The organism is Kineococcus esterisolvens (assembly GCF_050871405.1).
GTDB lineage: Bacteria > Actinomycetota > Actinomycetes > Actinomycetales > Kineococcaceae > Kineococcus.
This window is the reverse complement of record NZ_JBJLRI010000061.1, coordinates 1-21,079: the sequence shown is the minus strand read 5'-3', so window position 1 is coordinate 21,079 and position 21,079 is coordinate 1. Positions and strand designations below refer to the sequence as shown.

18 protein-coding genes are annotated in these 21,079 nt (G+C 73.9%); 3 read left to right on the top strand and 15 right to left on the bottom strand.

Annotated features, from left to right (window positions below; all coding sequences use genetic code 11):
• Window positions 1–10: 10 nt before the first annotated feature.
• The 3 genes from ACRYR8_RS16515 to fdxA form a co-directional block, all read right to left on the bottom strand.
• On the bottom strand, window positions 11–1,297 hold the full coding sequence (locus ACRYR8_RS16515; RefSeq protein ID WP_432484856.1) for a citrate synthase: 1,287 nt from the start codon (window positions 1,295–1,297) through the stop codon (window positions 11–13).
• A gap of 145 nt (window positions 1,298–1,442) precedes the next feature.
• The gene (gene dapC / locus ACRYR8_RS16510) at window positions 1,443–2,636 is read right to left on the bottom strand and encodes a succinyldiaminopimelate transaminase (protein WP_432484878.1); all 1,194 of its coding nucleotides are present in this window, start codon (window positions 2,634–2,636) and stop codon (window positions 1,443–1,445) included.
• Window positions 2,633–2,959, bottom strand: a complete 327-nt coding sequence (fdxA, locus tag ACRYR8_RS16505; protein WP_432482110.1) for a ferredoxin — start codon at window positions 2,957–2,959, stop codon at window positions 2,633–2,635. The genes dapC and fdxA overlap by 4 nt, the downstream gene beginning before the upstream one ends.
• Before the next feature lie 66 nt (window positions 2,960–3,025).
• On the opposite strand from fdxA, the gene ACRYR8_RS16500 reads away from it, so the two are divergent.
• Window positions 3,026–4,081, top strand: coding sequence for a GNAT family N-acetyltransferase (locus tag ACRYR8_RS16500; RefSeq protein ID WP_432484854.1), 1,056 nt, complete (start codon window positions 3,026–3,028; stop codon window positions 4,079–4,081).
• Window positions 4,082–4,187: 106 nt separating this feature from the next.
• Here the strand turns inward: ACRYR8_RS16500 and ACRYR8_RS16495 are convergent, their stop codons facing one another.
• The 3 genes from ACRYR8_RS16495 to typA form a co-directional block, all read right to left on the bottom strand.
• Window positions 4,188–6,176 carry an AAA family ATPase gene (locus ACRYR8_RS16495; RefSeq protein WP_432484852.1) on the bottom strand — a complete coding sequence of 663 codons (1,989 nt, stop codon included), beginning with the start codon at window positions 6,174–6,176 and terminating at the stop codon, window positions 4,188–4,190.
• A 171-nt stretch (window positions 6,177–6,347) separates the two neighbouring features.
• The gene (mshB, locus tag ACRYR8_RS16490) at window positions 6,348–7,433 is read right to left on the bottom strand and encodes an N-acetyl-1-D-myo-inositol-2-amino-2-deoxy-alpha-D-glucopyranoside deacetylase (RefSeq protein WP_432484850.1); all 1,086 of its coding nucleotides are present in this window, start codon (window positions 7,431–7,433) and stop codon (window positions 6,348–6,350) included.
• Between the two features lie 133 nt (window positions 7,434–7,566).
• Window positions 7,567–9,459: a translational GTPase TypA gene (typA, locus tag ACRYR8_RS16485; protein ID WP_432484848.1), complete on the bottom strand. Its 1,893-nt coding sequence runs from the start codon at window positions 9,457–9,459 to the stop codon at window positions 7,567–7,569.
• A 178-nt stretch (window positions 9,460–9,637) separates the two neighbouring features.
• On the opposite strand from typA, the gene ACRYR8_RS16480 reads away from it, so the two are divergent.
• Window positions 9,638–11,230 (top strand): BCCT family transporter, encoded by a 1,593-nt coding sequence (locus ACRYR8_RS16480; RefSeq protein WP_432484846.1) that lies wholly within the window; start codon window positions 9,638–9,640, stop codon window positions 11,228–11,230.
• Window positions 11,231–11,236: 6 nt separating this feature from the next.
• On the opposite strand, the gene ACRYR8_RS16475 is transcribed toward ACRYR8_RS16480, so the two are convergent.
• The 4 genes from ACRYR8_RS16475 to ACRYR8_RS16460 all read right to left on the bottom strand — a co-directional run bounded on the left by ACRYR8_RS16475 (window position 11,237) and on the right by ACRYR8_RS16460 (window position 13,272).
• The gene (locus tag ACRYR8_RS16475; RefSeq protein ID WP_432484844.1) at window positions 11,237–11,662 is read right to left on the bottom strand and encodes a (deoxy)nucleoside triphosphate pyrophosphohydrolase; all 426 of its coding nucleotides are present in this window, start codon (window positions 11,660–11,662) and stop codon (window positions 11,237–11,239) included.
• On the bottom strand, window positions 11,659–12,330 hold the full coding sequence (locus ACRYR8_RS16470) for a DUF305 domain-containing protein (protein WP_432484842.1): 672 nt from the start codon (window positions 12,328–12,330) through the stop codon (window positions 11,659–11,661). Before ACRYR8_RS16470 ends, ACRYR8_RS16475 begins: the two co-directional genes overlap by 4 nt.
• 2 nt (window positions 12,331–12,332) lie before the next feature.
• Window positions 12,333–12,974 (bottom strand): thioredoxin-like domain-containing protein, encoded by a 642-nt coding sequence (locus tag ACRYR8_RS16465; RefSeq protein ID WP_432484840.1) that lies wholly within the window; start codon window positions 12,972–12,974, stop codon window positions 12,333–12,335.
• Between the two features lie 145 nt (window positions 12,975–13,119).
• Window positions 13,120–13,272, bottom strand: a complete 153-nt coding sequence (locus ACRYR8_RS16460; RefSeq protein WP_432484838.1) for a hypothetical protein — start codon at window positions 13,270–13,272, stop codon at window positions 13,120–13,122.
• 106 nt (window positions 13,273–13,378) lie between these two features.
• On the opposite strand from ACRYR8_RS16460, the gene ACRYR8_RS16455 reads away from it, so the two are divergent.
• Entirely contained in the window at window positions 13,379–14,092 is a 714-nt protein-coding gene (locus ACRYR8_RS16455; RefSeq protein WP_432484836.1) for a VIT1/CCC1 transporter family protein, read from the top strand.
• A 42-nt stretch (window positions 14,093–14,134) separates the two neighbouring features.
• Here ACRYR8_RS16455 and ACRYR8_RS16450 read toward each other — a convergent pair whose 3' ends face one another.
• The 5 genes from ACRYR8_RS16450 to ychF form a co-directional block, all read right to left on the bottom strand.
• The gene (locus ACRYR8_RS16450; protein ID WP_432484834.1) at window positions 14,135–15,907 is read right to left on the bottom strand and encodes a dipeptide ABC transporter ATP-binding protein; all 1,773 of its coding nucleotides are present in this window, start codon (window positions 15,905–15,907) and stop codon (window positions 14,135–14,137) included.
• A complete protein-coding gene (locus ACRYR8_RS16445; RefSeq protein WP_432484832.1) occupies window positions 15,904–16,851 on the bottom strand; it encodes an ABC transporter permease in 948 nt (315 codons plus the stop codon). The genes ACRYR8_RS16450 and ACRYR8_RS16445 overlap by 4 nt, the downstream gene beginning before the upstream one ends.
• A complete protein-coding gene (locus tag ACRYR8_RS16440) occupies window positions 16,844–17,770 on the bottom strand; it encodes an ABC transporter permease (protein WP_432484830.1) in 927 nt (308 codons plus the stop codon). The genes ACRYR8_RS16445 and ACRYR8_RS16440 overlap by 8 nt, the downstream gene beginning before the upstream one ends.
• Window positions 17,771–17,900: 130 nt before the next feature.
• On the bottom strand, window positions 17,901–19,532 hold the full coding sequence (locus tag ACRYR8_RS16435) for a peptide ABC transporter substrate-binding protein (RefSeq protein ID WP_432484876.1): 1,632 nt from the start codon (window positions 19,530–19,532) through the stop codon (window positions 17,901–17,903).
• 340 nt (window positions 19,533–19,872) lie between these two features.
• A complete protein-coding gene (ychF, locus tag ACRYR8_RS16430; protein WP_432484828.1) occupies window positions 19,873–20,958 on the bottom strand; it encodes a redox-regulated ATPase YchF in 1,086 nt (361 codons plus the stop codon).
• Between the last annotated feature and the right edge of the window lie 121 nt (window positions 20,959–21,079).

Below are 21,079 nucleotides of genomic sequence, written 5' to 3'. Positions count from 1 at the left end.
CGCGGCGGCGTCAGCGGCCGGAGAGGTCCACGTAGTCGCGCGCGGCCTCGCCCACGTACACCTGGCGCGGACGGCCGATCTTGGTGGCCGGGTCGTTGATCATCTCGCGCCACTGCGCGATCCAGCCGGGCAGGCGGCCCAGCGCGAACAGCACGGTGAACATCTTCGTCGGGAAGCCCATCGCCTTGTAGATGAGCCCGGTGTAGAAGTCCACGTTCGGGTACAGCTTGCGCTCGACGAAGTAGTCGTCGGACAGCGCGATCTCCTCCAGGCGCATAGCGATGTCCAGCAGCTCGTCGCGCTTGCCCAGCTGGGACAGCACCTGGTCGGCGGTCTTCTTCACGATGGCCGCGCGCGGGTCGTAGTTCTTGTACACCCGGTGGCCGAAGCCCATCAGGCGCACGCCGCTCTCCTTGTTCTTCACCCGCTCCACGAAGGTGTCGACGTCGTCCTCGGAGTCGCGGATCGCCTCGAGCATGTCCAGGACGGCGGAGTTCGCGCCGCCGTGCAGGGGGCCGGAGAGGGCGTGGATGCCCGCCGAGACGGAGGCGAAGAGGTTCGCCTGCCCGGAACCGACGAGCCGGACGGTGGAGGTCGAGCAGTTCTGCTCGTGGTCGGCGTGCAGGATGAGCAGCTGGTCGAGCGCCCGCACCAGGACCGGGTCGATCTCGTAGGACTCGGCGGGGTTGCCGAAGGACATGCGGGTGAAGTTCTCCACCAGGCCCAGGCGGTTGTCCGGGTACAGCAGCGGCTGGCCCAGGCTCTTGCGGTGCGCGTAGGCCGCGATGGTCGGCAGCTTCGCCATGAGGCGGATCGTGGACAGCTCCACCTGCTCGACGTCGAACGGGTTCAGGCTGTTGGGGTAGAAGGTCGACAGCGCGCTGACGGCGCTGGAGAGCACCGGCATCGGGTGCGCGTCGCGCGGGAAGGCGTCGAAGAACCGCTTGAGGTCCTCGTGCAGCAGGGTGTGGCGCTGGATGCGTTCGGTGAAGGCGGTGAGCTGCTCGGCCGTGGGCAGCTCACCGTAGACGAGCAGGTAGCTGGTTTCGAGGAACGAGGACTTCTCCGCCAGCTGCTCGATCGGGTAGCCGCGGTAGCGCAGGACACCCGCGTCGCCGTCGATGTAGGTGATGGCCGAGGTGCACGACGCGGTGTTGGTGAAGCCGGAGTCGAGGGTGACCAGCCCGGTCTCCTTGAGCAGGCTGGAGATGCCGAAGCCGGGTGCGCCCGCGGTGGCCGGCGTGACCGGGAGGTCGAGGTCGCCACCTGCGTGCTTCAGCGTCACGGAGTCCACCATGCGGCTGACCGTACCCGTCCCGCGCCGCGCCGCCCAACACCGGGGCGGGCGCGGGGCGGGAGGGGTTCGTCACAAGGCCTGGACGCTCCTCCCCCGGGTCCTGCGCCCGCGCGCCCCGTGCACCCGGGCTCCAGCCGGTGGGCGTTCAGCCGGTGGACGCCCCCGGGCCGGCCAGGCGCTCGGGCACCTGCGCGACGCGCTCGTCGGCCGCGGTGAGGGCCACCCGCACGTGGCGGGCGCCGAGGGGGCCGTAGAAGTCGCCCGGGGCGACCAGCACGCCGCGCCGCGCGAGCAGCTCGACGGTGGCCCGCGAGCCCTCCCCGCGGGTACTCCACAGGTACAGCCCGGCGCCGGAGGCGTCGACGCGGAACCCCGCGCCCTCCAGCGCACCGCGCAGCACCTCGCGGCGGGCGCGGTAGCGCTCGCGCTGGGCGTCGACGTGGGCGTCGTCGGCCAGGGCGGCGGCCAGCGCGGCCTGCACCGGCCACGGCACGATCATGCCGGCGTGCTTGCGCACCTCCAGCAGCTCGCGCACCAGCGACGGGTCCCCGGCGGCGAACGCCGCCCGGTAGCCGGCGAGGTTGGACTGCTTGGAAGTGGAGTACACCGCCAGCAGCCCGGTGGTGTCGCCCCCGGTGACGCGCGGGTCCAGCACAGAGGGCACCAGCCCGCCGCGGGAGGCGTCGTGGCGCTCGTCCCAGCCGAGCTCGGCGTAGCACTCGTCGCTGGCGACGACCGCGCCGTGCTCGCGCGCCCAGGCCACCAGGCGGGCCAGCTGGTCGACCTCGAGGACGGCGCCGGTGGGGTTGGACGGGGAGTTCAGCCACAGCAGCCGCACGTCGTGACCGGCGCGGCGGGCCTCCTCCAGCGCCTCGACGCCCCCGCCGTCGAGGTCGACGGGCACGGGCGTCGCCCCGGCCAGGCGGGCGCCGACGTCGTACGTCGGGTAGGCCACCGCCGGGTGCGCCACGGCGTCGCCGGGGCCCAGGCCCAGCAGGAACGGCAGCCACGCGACGAGCTCCTTGGAACCGACGGTGGGCAGCACCCCGTCGGGGTCCAGGCCGTCGACGCCGCGGCGGCGGGCGAACCACGCCGCCACCGTCTCGCGCAGCGCCGGCGTCCCCCACGTCTGCGGGTAGCCGGGCGCGTCGGCGGCCGCCCGCAGCGCCCCGGCCACCACCTCGGGGGTGGGGTCGACCGGGGTGCCGACGGACAGGTCGACGATGCCGCCGGGGTGGCTCCCGGCCAGCGCCTTGGCGCCGGCCAGGGAGTCCCACGGGAAGTCCGGCAGCTCCGCGCCGCGGCGCCGCCGGGCGCCGGGGACGGCCGGGGCGCTCAGTGCCCCTCGCCCTGCGGCGGCAGCGCGCTGACCACCGGGTGGTCAGCGGCGATCAGGCCCATCTTCGCCGCACCACCGGGCGAGCCGACGGTGTCGAAGAACTCCACGTTGGCCGCGGTGAACGCCGACCACTGCTCGGGCACGTCGTCCTCGTAGTAGATCGCCTCCACCGGGCACACCGGCTCGCACGCCCCGCAGTCGACGCACTCGTCGGGGTGGATGTACAGCGAACGCTCGCCCTCGTAGATGCAGTCGACAGGGCACTCCTCGATGCAGGCCTTGTCCTTGACGTCCACGCAGGGCTGGGCGATGACGTAGGTCACGGGTGTCCTCCTCCTCCGGCGCTTCGGGCCGCCGGACGCGTCCTCCTAGTATCGCGGACGCCGTCGGTGCTCGCCGTCGGGGAGTGCGGGGAGGTGCCGGTGGGCGCGGTCGAGGGCGCGGGGGGGCTGGCGCACGTGCTGCGCGAGCACGAGCTCGTGGTCGGGGCCCGGGTGGTGGTGCGCCACCGCCTGCCCGACGGCTCGGCCAGCGACGCCCTGGGCGAGCTGGCCGCCGCGGACGGCGAGGAGCTGGTGGTGACGACCCGCCGGGGCGAGGTGCGGGTGCGCCGTGCCGACGTCCTGGCGGCCAAGGCGGTGCCACCGCCCCCGCGCCGGCGCGGGGCGCCGCACGAGGCGGTCGGCACCGACGAGCTGGAGGCCGTGATGGCCGAGCACTGGCGCCCCGACGAACGGGTCGACCTGGGCGGCTGGCGGCTGCGGGCCGCGGGCGGCTTCACCGGCCGGGCGAACTCGGCCCTGGCGATCGGCTCGCCCGGCGTGCCGCTGGGCGAGGCCGTGGCCGCGGTGGAGGACTTCTACACCCGGCGCGGGCTGCCGCCCCGGGTCGCCGTGCCGCACGCCGCGGACGCCGGACCGGACGCGCCGGCTCCGGCGCGCGAGCTGGCCGCGCGCGGCTGGGCCGCGGACACGCCGACGCTCGTGATGACCGCGGCCCTGTCGGCCCTGCCGGGTGCCGCGGCGGTGCCGCTGCCGGCCGGGTGCTCGGTGGCCGGTTCGCCGGAGCCGGACGCCGGGTGGCTGGGGCTCTACCGCTACCGCGGCACGACCGCGGTACCGCCGGCGGGGCGGCGCGTGCTGGTCTCCGCCGACGCGCAGGTGTTCGTGCGCGTGGTCGAGGGCGGCACCACGGTCGCGGTGGCGCGCGGCTCGGCCAGCCCGGGGTGGGTGGGGGTCACGGCCGTGGAGGTCGCCGCGTCCCACCGCCGGCGCGGCCTGGCCCGGCGGCTGCTGGCGGAGATCGCCGACTGGGGCCGCGCGCGCGGCGCGGTGTCGGCGTACCTGCAGGTGGCCGAGGCGAACGCCGGCGCCCGCGCCCTGTACGGGAGCGCCGGGTTCGCGGTGCACCACGCCTACCACTACCGGGTGCACCCGGGGGCTTGAGCACTCCCGGGCGGCCCGCCCGCGCACCCTCCCCCCGGAGGGCGCGGGCGGGCCGCCCGCGGTCCCCCGCGCGTCCGCGCCTCCCCTCCGGGCGCGGTGGCGCGGGTCAGCCCCGGGACGCGCCCGGGGACGTGCGGTGCGCGGCGCCGTCGCGCAGGTCGAGCACGCGCGGGGCGGCCGCGGCCCCGTGGGCGGCGTGCGCCGCTCCCAGGACGTCGGTGATCTCGCGGCCGATGAGCTCGTGCCGCTCCAGCAGCGCGTCGCGCAGCGCGGCGACGAGGTGGCGGTGGCGGCCCAGCAGCTCGCGCACGGCGTCGCGCTGCTCGGTGAGCAGGTCCTCCACCATCCGCCGGCCCTCGGCGTCGCCGAGCACCCGGGCGACGAGGTTGCCGTCGGCGAGGGCGCCGTTCTGCACGGCGGTGAAGGACACCAGGGTCCCGGCCATGCCGGCGGCACCGACCATCTGCGCGGCCGTGGAGGTGGCGGCCTGCAGGTCGCCGGCCGGGCCGGTGGACACGTCGCCGAAGAAGAGCTCCTCGGCGACCTGGCCGCCGAAGGCGATCTGCACCAGGGCGGCCAGCTCGGCGCGCGAACGGGTGTAGACGTCCTCGGCGTCACCGTGGGCGAGCAGCCCGAGGGCGTCGGCACGCTTGACGATGGTGAGGATCTCCAGGCGCCGCTGCGGCGCCACCAGCCACGCCACGGTCGCGTGACCGGCCTCGTGGGTGGCGATGAGCCGCTCCTCGTGCGCGGTGTAGCCGACGGGCTGCCCCAGACCCACCTCGGTGACCAGGCGGGCGTGCTCCACGTCGGCCCACGACATGCCCCCGGCGTCGCGGCGGACCGCGTTGACGAGCGCCTCGTCCAGGAGGTTCTCGATCATCACGGGGCTGTAGCCGTTGGTGATGCCGGCGAGGGCGTCGCGGCGCTCGGGGTCGTCCAGCTGCGCCTCGTGCGCCTTGCGGGCCAGGAAGTGGTCGACGAGCTCGCGGCGGCCGGCCTTGTCGGGCAGCCCGAAGCTCAGGCGACGGTCGAAGCGGCCGGGGCGCAGCAGGGCGGGGTCCAGGGCGTCGGCGCGGTTGGTGGCGGCGATGACGAGGACCTCGGCGGGCTCGCTGCGGGGGCGGGCCAGGCGCCGGTGCGCCGGGAGGAAGCGGTTGGTGCGGTCCACGAGCCAGCCGTGCAGCCGCTCACCGGTGGTGGGCTCGTCGAAGGACTGCATCTGCACGAGCAGCTCGTTGACGACGCCGCTGGCGCCCTCGCTGCTGGCGAGGCGCTCCACCCGCGCGGCCGGGGCGGTGGCGGCACCGGTGGCGAGGCTGCCGGCGGCGCCCATCCCCAGGCCGGTGAGGCCACCGCAGCCGAGCACGCCGGGCACCGCGGGGGCCGGGGTGGCGGCCATGCCGCCGCGGGCGGCGGCGATGGCGTCGATCTCCTCGATGAACCCGATGGCGCCGCCCTCGGCGCGGGCGGCCTTACGCAGCGCCCGGAAGTACGAGCGGACCTTGCGGGCGGTCGCGCCGTACCACATGGACTGGAAGGAGGTGGCCGAGACGAACAGGAACGGCACGCCCGCCTCGTGCGCCATGGCCTTGGCCATGTGGGTCTTGCCGGTGCCGGGTGAGCCCTCGAACAGCAGGCCGCGGCGGGGCCGGCCGCCCATGTCGCGGCGGAAGCTGCGCGCGGACAGGAACAGGTCGAGGCTGCGCTCGACGTCCTCCTTGACGGGCGCCAGGCCCTTGACGTCGTCGAGGGTGACGTCGATCTGCTCGGGCCGGTACACGACGTGCGGGGAGCGCCCGGCCACCAGCGTCTGGCCCAGCAGCACGGCGATGAGCACCGCGAAGAACAGGCCGGACATCAGGTACAGCGGGTCGATCGCCGGCCACGCCGGCAGCAGCGGGTGGCCGGTGGCCAGTCGCGCGGCGGCGGCGGCCACCACGCCCAGCACGACGGCGGCGAGCGCGGCGGTGCGCCGGCGGCGGCGGCGCTCGCGCAGCCGCCCCACGTCGCCCGCGTCGCGGCCCGCCCGCCGGGCGCCGGCGCCCCGGGTCGCACCGGAACGCCCGTGCGGTGTCCCCACCAGGTCGGCCACGGCCGCTCCTCTCCTCGGGCGGCCCGGAAGGCGTACCGGGCCAGGGCTCCACCCAACCCCCGCCCCGGCAGCCGTGCGCACCGCGGTGACCGGTTCGGAGGACCGGGTTCACCCGACTGGCGCAACGGAGCGTGAACGCGCAACCACGGCCGGGGCGGCCCGGGAGGGGGCTCAGGAGGTGGCGATGCCGGCGAAGAGGTCCGTCTCGCGCCCGTCGGCGTCGAAGGGGCCGGACGCCACGCCGTGCACGAGGCGGAAGTGCTCGCGCGGCACGAGGGCCTGCGGCACCCCGTTGGACAGGCGCAGCGCCGGCACCTCGGCCTCCAGGTCGAGCGTGACCTGGGTGGCGTGCGCGCGCAGCGCGGCGATCTTCGCGGGGAGCTGCTCAGCGCCCTCGACGACGGTGGTGACCTGCTCGTCGGGGACGACCACGCTGGGCAGCGGCCCGTCGGGGTCGGCGGCCCCGGCCGCTCCCGACGCGGCCAGGGCGCGCAGCGCGGCGCGCGCCTCGCTCTCGGGCTGCACGACCTCGTAGACCTTCGCCACCTGCCACGGCACGGGGGGCGCCGGGTCGCCGTCGCGGCCCTCCCCCGCGGCCAGGACGAGGGCGCGGGCGGTGGCCTCGGCGACGCGCACGTGGTCGGGGTGGCCGTAGCCGCCGCCGGGCTCGTAGGTCACGACGACCTGGGGGCGGACCTCGCGCAGCACGTCGGCGATGCGGCCGGCGACCTCCTCGGGGTCGGCTGCGGTCAGTGCGCGCGGGTCGACGTCCTCGCCGGCGGCGGCCCGGCCCGGCTGCGCCCAGACCATGCCGGAGTCGCGGTAGCCGCTGCCGTCGGGGCGGGTGAGGAAGCGGTGGTCCTCCACGCCGAGCGCCTCCATCGCCGCGGCGAGCTCACCGGTGCGGTGCTCGGCCAGCTCCTCGGGCGTCAGGTGCGCCAGCTCGGGGGGGATGACCTCGCCCAGCTCGCCGCGGGTGGCGGTCAGCAGCGTCACGTGCGCGCCGGCGTCGGCGTAGCGCGCCATCGTCAGGGCGGTGCCGAGGGACTCGTCGTCGGGGTGGGCGTGCACGAGCAGCAGCCGGTGCGGCTGGTCGAGGCCCTCCATCGACGCCAGCTCGGCGGGGTCGAGCTCGCGCGCGGTGTCGTCGACGAGGTCGGCGGCGATCTCCATCGGGTCGCGGCCCGCCGTGGCGGCCCCGGCGGCACCCTCGGGGGTGCCGTCGGGTTCCGCGGGGGGCTCGGGGATCGTCGTCATGCCCCAACCCTGTGCCGTGACGCTGATCGGTGCAAGACGCATGATCGTGACGGGGAGCGGTGGGCACCCCACCGGGAACGCCGCGGGGCGGGCGACCCGTCGCCCGGGCCCACCCGCCCTGCGGCGCGGGGTCTCAGCCCTTCTTGGCCTTCGAGGCCGTCTTGGCGCGCGCGGAGGCCTCCAGGACGACCTTGCGGATGCGCACGGCCTCCGGCGTCACCTCGACGCACTCGTCCTCGCGGCAGAACTCCAGCGACTGCTCCAGCGACAGGTGGCGCGGCGGGATGAGGCGCTCGAACTCGTCGGAGGTCGAGGACCGCATGTTGGTGAGCTTTTTCTCCTTGGTGATGTTGACGTCCATGTCGTCGGCGCGGGAGTTCTCCCCGACGATCATGCCCTCGTACACCTCGGAGGTGGGCTCGATGAACATCTGCCCGCGCTCCTGCAGGTTCGTCATCGCGAACGCGGTGGCGGCACCGGCGCGGTCGGCGACCAGCGACCCCGACTGGCGGGTGCGGATGTCGCCGGCCCAGTGGTCGTACTTCGCGAAGAGCGCGTGCGCGATGCCGGTGCCGCGGGTGTCGGTGAGGAACTCGGTCCGGAAGCCGATGAGCCCGCGGGAGGGGACGTAGAACTCCATGCGCACCCAGCCGGTGCCGTGGTTGGTCATCGTCTCCATGCGGCCCTTGCGGGCGGCGAGCAGCTGGGTGACCGCACCCAGGTACTCCTCGGGGCAGTCGATCGTCAGGTTCTCGAAGGGCTCGAGGGTCTTGCCGTTCTCGTCCTTGCGCAGGACGACCTGCGGCTTGCCGACGGTCAGCTCGTAGCCCTCGCGGCGCATCTGCTCGACGAGGATGGCCAGCGCCAGCTCGCCGCGGCCCTGCACCTCCCACGCGTCGGGGCGCTCCGTCGGCAGGACGCGGATCGAGACGTTGCCGACCAGCTCCTTCTCGAGGCGGTCCTTGACCAGGCGCGCGGTGACCTTGGCGCCCTTGACGCGACCGGCCATGGGCGAGGTGTTGATGCCGATGACCATCGAGATCGCGGGCTCGTCGACCGTGATGAGCGGCAGCGGGCGCGGGTCCTCGGGGTCGGCGAGGGTCTCGCCGATGGTGATCCCCTCGATGCCGGCGACGGCGACGATGTCTCCGGGACCGGCCTTCTCGCCGGGCACGCGGGTGACGGCCTCGGTGACGAGCAGCTCGGTGACCTTGACGCGCTCGATGGTGCCGTCCTGCTTGCACCAGGCGACCTGCTGACCCTTGACGAGCTCGCCGGAGAAGATCCGCAGCAGGGCCAGGCGCCCCAGGAACGGCGAGGCGTCGAGGTTGGTGACGTGCGCCTGCAGCGGGGTCTCGGGGTCGTAGACCGGCGCCGGGATGGTGTCGATGATCGTCTGGAACAGCGGGACGAGGTCCTCGGAGTCGGGCAGGCCGCCGTTCTCGGGCTGGTTGAGCGAGGCGCGGCCGTTCTTCGCGGAGGCGTAGACGACGGGGACCTCGAGCAGCTTGTCGGCGTCGATGCCCTCGACGTCGGCGGCCAGGTCCAGCAGCAGGTCGTACGTCTCCTCCACGACGGCGGCGATGCGCGCGTCGGGGCGGTCGACCTTGTTGACGAGGATGACGACGGGCATGCCCGCGGCCAGCGCCTTGCGCAGCACGAAGCGGGTCTGCGGCAGCGGGCCCTCGGAGGCGTCGACGAGCAGCACGACGCCGTCGACCATGGACAGGCCGCGCTCGACCTCGCCGCCGAAGTCGGCGTGGCCCGGGGTGTCGATGATGTTGATGGTCATGCCGCCCTCGGGAGCACCGGGGCCGGCGTACCGGACCGAGGTGTTCTTCGCGAGGATGGTGATGCCCTTCTCGCGCTCGAGGTCGCCGGAGTCCATGACGCGGTCCGCGACGTCGGCGTTGGCCCGGAACGCGCCGGACTGCCAGAGCATCGCGTCGACGAGCGTCGTCTTGCCGTGGTCGACGTGGGCGACGATCGCGACGTTGCGCAGGTCGTCGCGGGTGCTCAGGGGCATGCTGCTTCTCGATCCGCTGCAGGGTGGGTGCTGACGCTGCAGTCTACCCGCCGGTGACGCGCCCCCGGCTCGTCACAGCCCCGCGCAACGCGCTGACCTGCGACGACACCCCTGCCGAAAGGTCCAGGAGGGGGCGACGATTGGTTGTCAGCAACCGGTCCGTGCCACTCTGAGCACCATGTCAGCGCCCGTTCACCCCGGATCGGACACACCCCCGACACCCGACGCGCGGCGGAAGAGCCCTCCCGTCGACAGGGTCGCCTTCTCCGTCAGCGCCCTCGCCGTCCTGGCCTTCATCGCCCTGGCGCTCATCGCCCCCGACGGCTTCTCGGAGGCCTCCTCCGAGGTGCTGACGTGGCTGACGGGCAACTTCGGCTGGGCCTTCGTGCTCGGCGCCACCGGATTCGTCGCCTTCGCGTTCTGGCTGATGCTCTCCAAGCACGGCAAGGTGCGCCTGGGCCGCGACGACGAGCGCCCCGAGTTCTCCACCGCCTCGTGGTTCGCGATGATGTTCAGCGCGGGCATGGGCATCGGCCTGCTCTTCTACGGCGTCAGCGAGCCCGTCTCGCACCTGGGCACCCCGCCCGAGGCGGGCGTCGAGCCCTTCACCGAGAACGCCGAGCGCTTCGCGATGACCTACTCGATGTTCCACTGGGCCCTGCACCCGTGGGCCATCTACGCGGTCGTGGGCCTCGCCCTGGCCCACGCCTGGTACCGCAAGGGCCGCACCGGCGGCTTCGCCGCCCCCTTCGAGCCCCTGCTGCGCGGTCGCACCGCCCCGGCCAAGCTCATCGACGTCCTGGCGGTCTTCGCCACCCTCTTCGGCACGGCCACCTCCCTGGGCCTGGGCGCCGCGCAGATCAACGGCGGCCTGGACCAGGTCTTCGGCGTCGAGATCGGCACCGGCGCGCAGGTCGCGATCGTCCTGGTGCTGACCGCCTGCTTCGTGGTGTCCGCCTTCAGCGGCATCAAGCGCGGCATCAAGTGGCTCTCGAACACCAACATGGTCTTCTCGGTCCTGCTGCTGCTGTTCCTCTTCGTCGTGGGCCCGACCGTCTTCATCCTGGACCTCGCGCCCTCCACGGCCGGCAACTACCTGTCCTCGCTGCCGCGGATCTCCTTCCGCACCGGCGCCTACGGCGGCCACGACTGGCTGTCCGGCTGGACGATCTTCTACTGGGCGTGGTGGATGTCGTGGGCACCCTTCGTCGGCACCTTCCTGGCCCGCATCTCCCGCGGTCGCACGGTGCGCGAGTTCGTCCTCGGCGTCGTCGCCGCCCCCAGCCTCGTCGCGCTGGTCTGGTTCTCCGTGCTCGGCGGCACGGCGCTGAACGCGCAGATGCGCGGCGGCGTGGACGTCGCCGGCATCACCGCGCAGGAGAGCCAGTTCTTCGCGCTGCTGGAGAGCCTGCCGCTGAGCGCCGTCAGCTCGGTGCTGGTGGTCCTCATGATCGTCATCTACTTCGTCACCAGCGCCGACTCGGCGAGCATCGTCATGGGCTCGCTGACGTCGCACGGCGCCGACGAGCCGAACCGCTGGATCACCGTCGCGTGGGCACTGCTCACCGGCCTGACCGCGGCCACCCTGCTGTGGGTGGGCGGCTCCAGCGGCGGGGGCATCACGGCGCTGAAGAACGTGGCGATCATCGTGGCGGCACCGTTCCTGGTGGTGATGATCGGCCTGTGCGTGGCCCTGGTGAAGGACCTGCGCGGCTCCGGCTCGACCGCCGCAGCGGACGCCCCTCGGGAACGGGCGGGCACCGGCTCCTGAGGCTCCTCAGCGAGCTCGTGGGGGCGGTGCGGCCAGGCGCTGCATCGCCCCCACGAGCGGGACGTCGCCGGGCAGCCACTCCACAGACGCCCACCGCCCCAGGGGGAGCCACCGCAGCTCGTCGTGGTCCTGCAACGGCGCAGGGTCCCCGGCGAGCAGGCGCGTCCACCACACCCGCATGACGAGGTCCCCGCCGAGCGGCCACGCGCCGCCGACGGGACCCGTCACCTCCCCGCCCAGCTCCACGCGCACCCCGAGCTCCTCGTGCAGCTCCCGGTGCAGAGCGGCCTCGGGCGCCTCGCCCGCCTCCACCTTGCCGCCGGGCAGCTCCCAGCGGCCGGCCAGCGCCGCGGGCGCGCTGCGCCGGGCGGCCAGCAGCCGGCCCGGCCGGTGCAGGTCGTCCACCAGCGCCGCGCCGACCACCAGCCTCACGCGGCGCCGTCCCCGGGGGACGGCAGCGGCCGGGCGCCCCGGTCGGCCAGCAGGTCCTCCAGGACCTGCGTCTCGCTGCTCTGGGCGGCCAGGATCGCCGAGGCCAGCTCGCGCAGCTGCTCGTCGCCGACCAGCTCGGCGCCCGCCTCGGCCATCTGCAGGCCCCCGGCGTGGTGGCGCAGCATCAGCTGCAGGAAGAAGACCTCGAACTCCTCGCCGGTCAGCTCCGACAGGCGGGCCATCTCCTCGGCGGTCGCCATGCCCGGCATGACCCGGCCGTCCTGCTGCGCATGCTCGGCGTGCCCGACGTGGCCCTCGACGGCCGTCATCCAGGCCATCGCCGGGGCGGAGCCGGTCAGCGAGTACCCCCAGTCGCGCAGCAGCGCCTGCATGCGCCCCGCCTGGTTGCCCTGGGTGGAGGCGATGTCCACGGCGAGCTGGCGCACCTCGGCGCTGGGCGCCTCCTGGATCGCCTCGTAGGCCATGGCGATCGCCTGCTGGTGGTGGGTGGTCATGTCCCGCGCGAAACCCACCGCGGCGGACTGCTCACCGGGGGCGTCCGGCAGGGCACGTCCCACCAGGACGCCGGCGACCAGGGCGGCCAGCACCGCGGCGACGGCCAGCAGGACCCGGCCGGGGCGCAGCCGGGTGCGCTCGGGAGCCGGCACGCTCAGCCCACCGGGGTGCCGACGCCGTTGCTGCACAGCGCGCCGGGCTCCGGGGTCTGCGGCCCGTTGACGTACTCGGACAGGAACGCGCCGATGCGCGGGTCGTCGGCCTGCTCGACCGTCAGCTGGTGGTTCCAGGCGGACAGCACGATCGGTGCGGGCAGGCCCTCGTAGGGCGAGAGCAGGGTGTAGTCACGGCCCTCGACGGCCTCGGTCAGCTGCTCCACCTGCTCGGCGGGCAGATCGGGGCCGTAGGTGATCCACACCGCGCCGTGCTCCAGGCTGTGCACGGCGTTCTCGTTCGGCACGGGCTCGGTGTAGACGCCGCAGTTCAGCCACACGGGAGCGTGCTCCCCACCGACGGGCGGGTTCTCGGCGTACTGCACGGCCTCCTGGGTGTGCTGCCCACCGGTGTAGTCGAAGGTCTGCACCGCCTCCAGCGACGGCGGGTCCGGCTGGGCGGCGATGAGCGCGGCCACACCGGCCCCGGCGCCGAGCACCAGCGCGGTGGGGACGGCGATGAGCGCCGCCTTGCGGCGCCGGGCGCGGGCCCGTTCGGCCTTCTGCATGGCGGCCACCCGCGCCGCGCGGTCCCCGCGCCCGCCGGCGGCCGACCCTGCGCGCTCGTCCTGCGTGTCGGCCATCGACTCCCTCTCCCCGTGGGCGCCCGGGTGGCGCACCCTCCCAGTCTGCAACGTCGCAGACGGTGCGGGCGTTCGACGGCGCGGTCGCGCGGCGACGTGATCCCCGCCACGCGACGAGACCCCCGCAGCGCGGCGGGGTCCCGGCTCAGCCGTGCCGGGCGGGGCGTTCCGCGCGGTAGCGCTCGCGCGGCTCCGGGCGGACCGAGGCGGGCAGGCGGTGGCGGGGGTCGGTGCGCCAGTACACGACGGCGGCGGCGACGGCGACGGCCAGCACGGTCAGTGCGACGACGAACTGCATCGAACCACCGTAGCCGGGGCGGTGCTCCCCCGTCACCGCGAACCGCGCGGACCACCTGCCGCCGGCCGGCCGCGAGCCCCCTCGCGCGCGGCCCTAGCCTCCTGCCGTGGTCGACACGCACCCCGACGAACCCGCTCCGCACGTCTCCGACGTCGACGCCCGCCTCAACCGCCTCAGGGCGGGCGTCCTGGGCGCCAACGACGGCGTCGTCTCCGTGGCCGGTGTCGTGCTCGGCGTCGTCGCGGCCACCGAGCACGCCGGTGCGCTGGCGGCCGCGGGCGTCGCCGCCCTCGTGGCGGGGGCCCTGTCGATGGGCACCGGCGAGTACGTCTCGGTGAGCACCCAGTCCGACACCCAGCGGGCCCTGCTGGCGAAGGAGCGCTGGGAGCTGGAGCGGATGCCCGAGGAGGAGCTGGCCGAGCTCACCGCGATCTACGAGGCCAAGGGCCTCTCCCCGCAGCTGGCGCGGCAGGTGGCGGTGGAGCTGACCGAGCACGACGCGCTGGCCGCGCACGCCGAGGCGGAGCTGGGGCTGGACCCCGAGGAGCTGACCAGCCCGTGGCAGGCGGCGGCCGCCTCGGTGCTCGCGTTCACCCTGGGCGGCGTGCTGCCGCTGCTGGCGGTGCTGCTGCCGCCGCAGCCGGCGCGGGTCGCGGTGTGCGTGGCGGCGGTGGTGCTGGCGCTGCTGGTGACGGGGGCCGTCAGCGCGCGGCTGGGCGGGGCGCCGGTGCCCCGGGCGGTGGCCCGCAACGTGGGCGGCGGGCTGCTGGCGATGGTCGTCACCTACGGCATCGGTCACCTGGTGGGTGTGGCCCTGTGACGTCCGCGGGCCGGGGCGGCGACCACCGCCCCGGCCCGCGGCTCAGGCGCCGAGCTTGATGCCGGCGCCGGGGATCGCCTCCAGCAGCGCCCGGGTGTACTCCTGCTGGGGGGCGTCGAACACCTGGTCGGTCGTGGCGGCCTCCACGAGCCGGCCCTTCTCCATGACGACGACGTCGTCGGCGATCTGCCGGACCACGGCGAGGTCGTGCGTAATGAACAGGTAGGTCAGCCCCAGCTCGGCCTGCAGGTCGTTGAGCAGGGTGAGGATCTGCCCCTGGACGAGCACGTCGAGGGCGCTGACCGCCTCGTCGCACACGACGACCTCCGGGTTCAGCGCGAGAGCGCGCGCGATGGCGACGCGCTGGCGCTGGCCGCCGGACAGCTCGTTGGGGTAGCGGCGCAGCGCGGCCACCGGCAGCGAGACCTTGTCGAGCAGGTCGCGCACCCGCGCCTCGCGGGACTTGGCGTCGCCCACGCCGTGCACCCGGAGCGGTTCCTCCACGGTGCGGAAGATGCTCCAGCTGGGGTCCAGCGACCCGTAGGGGTTCTGGAAGATCGGCTGCACCCGCCGGCGGAAGTCGAACAACTGCTTGCGGTCCAGCTCGGTGAGGTCGACGCCGTCGAAGAGCACCGAGCCGCTGGTGACGGGCAGCAGGCTCAGCACCATCTGCGCCACCGTGGACTTGCCCGACCCGGACTCCCCCACCACCGCGGTCGTGGTGCCGCGGCGCACCGCGAAGCTGACGTCGTCCACGGCGCGCAGGGTCTCCCCGCGCAGCCCGGAACCCCGCAGCGTGAACTCCTTGACGAGGTTGCGGACCTCGATGACGTTCGGCGTGGCCGCGTCGGCGTCGACCGCGGCGGGTGCGCTCCCTGCGGCGCGCTCGTGCACGTGCACCGCCTCGGCACGGGCGTGCTCGACGACCTCCGCGCGGTGGCCCGAGCGCAGTCGCTGCGACGCCAGCGAGGGCGCGGCGTTGACCAGGCGCTGGGTGTAGGGGTGCTGCGGGCGCTGCAGGATCTCCAGCGCGGGCCCGGACTCCACGACCTGCCCCTTGTACATGACCACGAGGTGCTCGGCGCGCTCGGCCGCCAGACCCAGGTCGTGCGTGATGAGCAGCACCGCGGTGCCCAGCTCGGCCGTCAGCGAGTCCAGGTGGTCCAGGATCTGCCGCTGGACGGTGACGTCCAGGGCCGAGGTCGGCTCGTCGGCGATGAGGAGCCGAGGGCGCGAGGACAGCCCGATGGCGATGAGCGCGCGCTGGCGCATGCCGCCGGAGAACTCGTGCGGGTACTGCTTGGCGCGCCGCTCGGCGTCCCCCAGACCCGCCTCCTCCAGCAGCTCCACCGCGCGCTTCTTCGCCGCGGCGCCCTTGGCCAGGCCGTTGGCCGCCAGCGCCTCGCGGATCTGGAAGCCGATGGACCACACCGGGTTGAGGTTGGACATCGGGTCCTGCGGGACCATGCCGATCTGCCGGCCGCGCAGCGCCACGAACTCCTTCCTCGAGGCGTGGGCGATTTCCTTGCCGTCGAAGAGGATCTCGCCGCCCACGACGTGGCCGTTGCCCGGCAGCAGCCCGATGACGGCCTGCGCCGAGGTGGACTTGCCCGAGCCGGACTCCCCCACGACGGCCACGGTCTGCCCGGGGTAGACGCTGAAGCTGGCGTTGCGCACGGCGTGCACGGGCTTGCCGCCGGAGGTGAAGTCGACCTTCAGGTCGCGCACCTGCAGCAGCGGCGTGCCGCGGTCCGCGGCGCGGTGGGCACCCGCGTGCTGCGGGGTCCCGGTGGGCTCGGTCGTGGGCTCGGTCACCGGGTGCGGCCCTTCGGGTCGAGGGCGTCGCGCAGGGCGTCGCCGAGCATGAGGAACGACAGGACGGTCACCGACAGGGCGATCGACGGCCACAGCAGGATCCACGGGTCGGTGCGCACCGACGGCACCGCGTTGCTGATGTCACCGCCCCAGGAGACGACGTTGCTGGGCAGGCCGATGCCCAGGAAGGACAGGGTCGCCTCGGCGGCGATGAAGGTGCCCAGGGAGATCGTCGCCACGACGATGACCGGGCCCAGCGCGTTGGGCAGCACGTGGCGCAGCAGCGTCGCGAAGCGCCCCAGGCCCAGGGACTTCGCCGCGGTGACGAACTCGTTGCCGCGCACCTGCAGCACGGAGCTGCGCATGATGCGCGCCACCTGCGGCCAGCCGAACAGCGACAGGGTCAGCGCCACCGTCCACACGCTGCGGCCCTGCAGCGCCTGCAGCATGACGATGGCCCCCAGGATCAGCGGCAGCGCGAAGAACATGTCCACCACCCGCGAGAGCAGGGCGTCCAGCCAGCCGCCGAAGAACCCGGCCAGCGCCCCGACCGTCCCGCCGACCACGACGACGATGGCGGTGGTGAGCAGGCCCACGCTGATCGAGGCGCGGGCGCCGTGCACCACGCGGGCGTAGACGTCGGTGCCCAGGCGGGTGAACCCCAGCGGGTGCCCCTGCGAGCCGCCCTCCAGCGCGCGGGCCAGCTCCTGGTAGCGGGGGTTCACCGAGGTGAACAGCGACGGGAACAGCGCCACCACGACCAGCAGCAGGATGATCAGCGAGGGCACGATGAACAGCGGCCGGCGGCGCAGCTGCTTCCAGGCGTCGCCCCACAGGCTCGCCGAGGGCGCGGACTCGTCGACGGCGTCGACGGCGGCCAACGGCGTCTCCTCCAGGGGGGCGACGTAGTGCTCCTGCCCGGGGCGCGCGGTGGTCTCAGACATAGCGGATCCTCGGGTCCAGGACGGCGTAGAGCAGGTCCACGACGAGGTTGGCGAGAAGGTAGACGAGCACGAGCACCGTGACGACGGAGACCACGGTGGGTCCCTCGCTGCGGATGACGGCCTGGTACAGCAGCCGGCCGACGCCGGGCACGTTGAAGATGCCCTCGGTGACCAGTGCGCCGCCCATCAGCGCGCCGAGGTCGGCACCCAGGAAGGTCACGACCGGGATGAGCGAGTTGCGCAGCACGTGCACGGTGACGACGCGCGGGCGCGCCAGCCCCTTGGCGGTGGCGGTGCGCACGTGGTCGGCGCTGAGGGCCTCGGCCACGGAGTTGCGCGTCAGGCGCAGCACGTAGGCGAACGACAGCGCCCCCAGCACCGCCCCGGGCAGCAGCAGCTCCGAGAGGGACGGGTCGCCCCCGACGGTCGGGTCGACGATCCCCCACTTCACCCCGAACAGGTACTGCGCGGTGAAGCCGAGGACGAACACCGGGATGCCGATGACCACGAGGCTGAGGAACAGCACGGTGGAGTCGAAGACGCCGCCGCGGCGCAGGCCGGCCAGGAAGCCGAACGCGATGCCGAGCACGGCCTCGATGGCCAGGGCGATCAGCGCCAGCTTGATCGTGACCGGGAACGCGTCGGCCAGCTGGTCGATCACCGGCCGGCCGGAGAAGGACTGCCCGAAGTCCAGGGTGAAGATGCCCTTGATGAAGAGCAGGTACTGGACGATGAACGGCTCGTCCAGGTTGTACTGCTCCCGCAGCGCGGCGATCGCCGTGGGGCTGGCCGGGCGCTCGCCGAACAGCGCGAGGATCGGGTCACCCGGCAGCAGGAAGACGAGCGCGTAGATGAGCAGCGTCGCCCCGAAGAAGACGGGCACCATCTGCAGCAGACGGCGTCCGATGTACCAACCCATCACGAGCCTCCTCGGGGAGCCGACCGTCCCTGGCCGCCCCCGGCCGTTTGTCCTTGCCGGCGTCCTCGTCCGCGCACCACGCGCGTCAGGGGTGGACCGGCCGGAAGCGGTCCACCCCTGAGCGCCGTGATCAGCTCTTGGTGATCTGGTAGTACAGCGGCACGCTGTTCCAGCCGAACTGGACGTCGCTGGCGGCCTCGGAGTACCCGCCGGTCGTGTTCTGGTACCACAGCGGGATCGCCGGCAGGTCCTCGAACAGGATCGACTGCGCCTGCTGCAGCAGCTCGTTGGCCTGCTCGGTGTCGGTCTGCGCGGCCGCCTGGTTCAGCAGCGCGTCGAACTGCGGGTTGCTGTAGTCCCCGTCGTTGGAGCCCGCGCCCGTGGCGTAGATCGGGGCCAGGAAGTTGTACAGACCCGGGTAGTCCGCCTGCCAGCCGGTGCGGAAGGCGCCGGTGATGGTGCGGTTGGTGACGTCGGTGCGCAGGGCGGCGAACGTCGGGTACGGCGCACCCTCCGCCTGGATGCCCAGCGTCTGGCGGATGTAGGCCGCGGTGGCGTCCACCCACTCCTGGTGCCCGCCGTCGGCGTTGTAGGCGATGGTGAAGGTGCCCGTGTAGGGCGCGATCGCGTCCGCCTGCGCCCACAGCTCCTTGGCCCGCTCGGGGTCGTACTCCAGGACGTCGCTGCCCTCGACGGTCTCGGAGTAGCCGTCGATGACCGGGGAGGTGAAGTCCTTCGCCGGGGTGCGGGTCCCCTGGAAGACCGTCTCGCAGACCTGCCCGCGGTCGATCGCGTGGGAGATCGCCTGGCGGCGCAGGACGCCCTCCTCGCCGCTGAAGTGCGGGAGGTTCTGCGGGATGGTGAAGGACTGGAAGACGGCACCCGGCTGGTTGACGGCGCGCTCGCCCAGGTCGTCCTGGAAGGTCGACAGCGCCGACGGCGGGATCAGGTCGATGACGTCCAGGTTGCCGGACAGCAGGTCGGGGTAGGCCGCCTCGTAGGTCTCGTAGAAGACGAATGCCAGCGAGTCGTTCTGCGCCTGGCGCGGGCCGGTGTAGGCCTCGTTCGGCACGAAGTCGATGCGCACGTTGTGCTGCCACGCGTCGGGAGCGGCCAGCTTGTAGGGGCCGTTGCCGATCGGGCTCTCGCCGAAGGCGTCCATGTCGTCGAACGCGGAGGCCGGCAGCGGGTAGAAGGCCGAGTAGCCCAGGCGCAGCGGGAAGTCGCTCTCGGCCTGGGTCAGCGCCACGGTGAAGGTGGTGTCGTCCACGACCTGCAGGCCGGACATGGTCTGGGCGGTCGGCGGGTCGGCCTGGACGTCCGCGAAGCCCTGGATCGGCTCGAAGAAGTAGCTCGACAGCTGGGCGTTGGTGCCCAGCGCGCCGTAGTTCCAGGCGTCCACGAAGGAGCTTGCCGTGACCGGGGTGCCGTCCGAGAACGTCTGGTCCGGCTTGATCGTGATGGTGTAGTTCTGCCCGTCGGCGGACTCGATGGACTCGGCCACGTCGTTCTGCGGCGAGCCGTCGGCCTGGTAGTAGACGAGACCGGCCCACAGGGAGTCCAGCAGACGGCCGCCGCCGACCTCGTTGGTGTTGGTCGGCACCAGCGGGTTCTGCGGCTCGGTGCCGTTGGCGATGACGTCGCCGCCGGAGCCGGAACCCTCGGCGCTGCCCTCGCCCTCCTCGTCGCTGCCGCCGCACGCTGCGAGCGTGCCCACGGCCGCGGCGCCGAGCAGGCCCTTCAGGCCGGTGCGGCGGGTCAGCACGGGGCCGCGGGAGACCAGACCGATGCGGTGCGAGCTGCTCTGCTCGTCGTCCTTCTCGAAGCTGCTCACGGTGGGACTCCTCCTAGCAAGCACGTCTGCTTGGGCACGTTGCCCAGGTGTGGCGGCTCCTGACGGGCAGGATGTCCACCTCTAGCGGTCGGGCAGCACGTTAACACCCGTGGACGCGGGCGTGGCGCGGAGTCCGCACGACACGGGCGGGCCGCGGCGGGCTCGCCCCAGTGTCGCGCGCGCGCGGGCGTGCTGCACACCGCGCGCCGCGCCCGCCCGGGGCCGCCCCGCACCGGCGGGGCGGGCCGCACCGGCGGGGCGGGCCGCCTCAGACGTTGAAGCGGAACTCCACGACGTCGCCGTCGGCCATCACGTAGTCCTTGCCCTCGATGCGCACCTTGCCCTGCGCCTTGGCCTCGGCCATCGAGCCCGCCGCGACCAGGTCCGCGAAGGAGACGACCTCGGCCTTGATGAAGCCGCGCTGGAAGTCGGTGTGGATCACGCCGGCGGCCTGCGGTGCCGTGGCGCCCTTGCGGATCGTCCAGGCCCGCGACTCCTTCGGCCCGGCCGTCAGGTACGTCTGCAGGCCCAGGGTGGCGAAGCCGACCCGCGCGAGCTGGTTCAGGCCCGGCTCGTCCTGCCCGACGCTGGCCAGCAGCTCGGCGGCCTCCTCGGCGTCCAGCTCGGCCAGCTCCGACTCGAGCTTGGCGTCCAGGAAGACCGCCTCGGCGGGCGCGACCATCGCGCGCAGCTGGTCCATCCGGGCGGCGTCGCCCAGCACGGTCTCGTCGACGTTGAAGACGTACAGGAACGGCTTGGTGGTCAGCAGGCCCAGCTCGCGCAACTGCGCCACGTCCACGTCGTCCGCTGCGGTCGCCGCCGACAGCGGCCGGCCGGAGTCCAGCACCGCCTGCGCAGCCTGTGCGGCCCTCAGCACGGCCGGGTCGGCCTTCTTGCCCTTGACCTCCTTCTCGAGGCGGGGCACCGCCCGCTCGAGGGTCTGCAGGTCGGCCAGCACCAGCTCGGTGTGCACGGTGGCGATGTCGTCGGCCGGGTCGACGGTGCCGGCGACGTGCACCACGTCGGGGTCGGCGAACGCGCGGGTGACCTGGCAGATCGCGTCCGCCTCGCGGATGTTGGCGAGGAACTTGTTGCCCAGCCCCTCGCCCTCGCTGGCGCCCTTGACGATGCCCGCGATGTCGACGAAGGAGACGGTGGCGGGCACGGTCCTCTCGCTGGAGAAGATCCGGGCCAGCTCGTCGAGGCGCGGGTCCGGGAGCGGAACCACCCCGACATTCGGCTCGATCGTCGCGAACGGGTAGTTCGCCGCGAGGGCGTCGTTCTCGGTGAGCGCGTTGAAGAGGGTGGACTTGCCGACGTTCGGGAGTCCGACGATGCCGATGGTGAGGGCCACGGGGACAGCAGCCTACCTCCGCCCGGCCCCCGGGGGCCCCCCCCCCGGGGCCCCGGGGCGGCGCGCCCCCCCCCCCCCCCCCCCCCACCCCCGCCCCAGCCCCCCCCCCCCCCAACAGCCA

Bases quoted from the DNA above. Each gene is read 5' to 3' on its own strand.
- ACRYR8_RS16515 (WP_432484856.1), bottom strand. From the start codon at position 1,297: ATGGTGGACTCCGTGACGCTGAAGCACGCAGGTGGCGACCTCGACCTC.
- mshB (WP_432484850.1), bottom strand. From the start codon at position 7,433: ATGACGACGATCCCCGAGCCCCCCGCGGAACCCGACGGCACCCCCGAG.
- typA (WP_432484848.1), bottom strand. From the start codon at position 9,459: ATGCCCCTGAGCACCCGCGACGACCTGCGCAACGTCGCGATCGTCGCC.
- ACRYR8_RS16480 (WP_432484846.1), top strand. From the start codon at position 9,638: ATGTCAGCGCCCGTTCACCCCGGATCGGACACACCCCCGACACCCGAC.
- ACRYR8_RS16465 (WP_432484840.1), bottom strand. From the start codon at position 12,974: ATGGCCGACACGCAGGACGAGCGCGCAGGGTCGGCCGCCGGCGGGCGC.
- ACRYR8_RS16460 (WP_432484838.1), bottom strand. From the start codon at position 13,272: ATGCAGTTCGTCGTCGCACTGACCGTGCTGGCCGTCGCCGTCGCCGCC.
- ACRYR8_RS16445 (WP_432484832.1), bottom strand. From the start codon at position 16,851: ATGTCTGAGACCACCGCGCGCCCCGGGCAGGAGCACTACGTCGCCCCC.
- ACRYR8_RS16440 (WP_432484830.1), bottom strand. From the start codon at position 17,770: ATGGGTTGGTACATCGGACGCCGTCTGCTGCAGATGGTGCCCGTCTTC.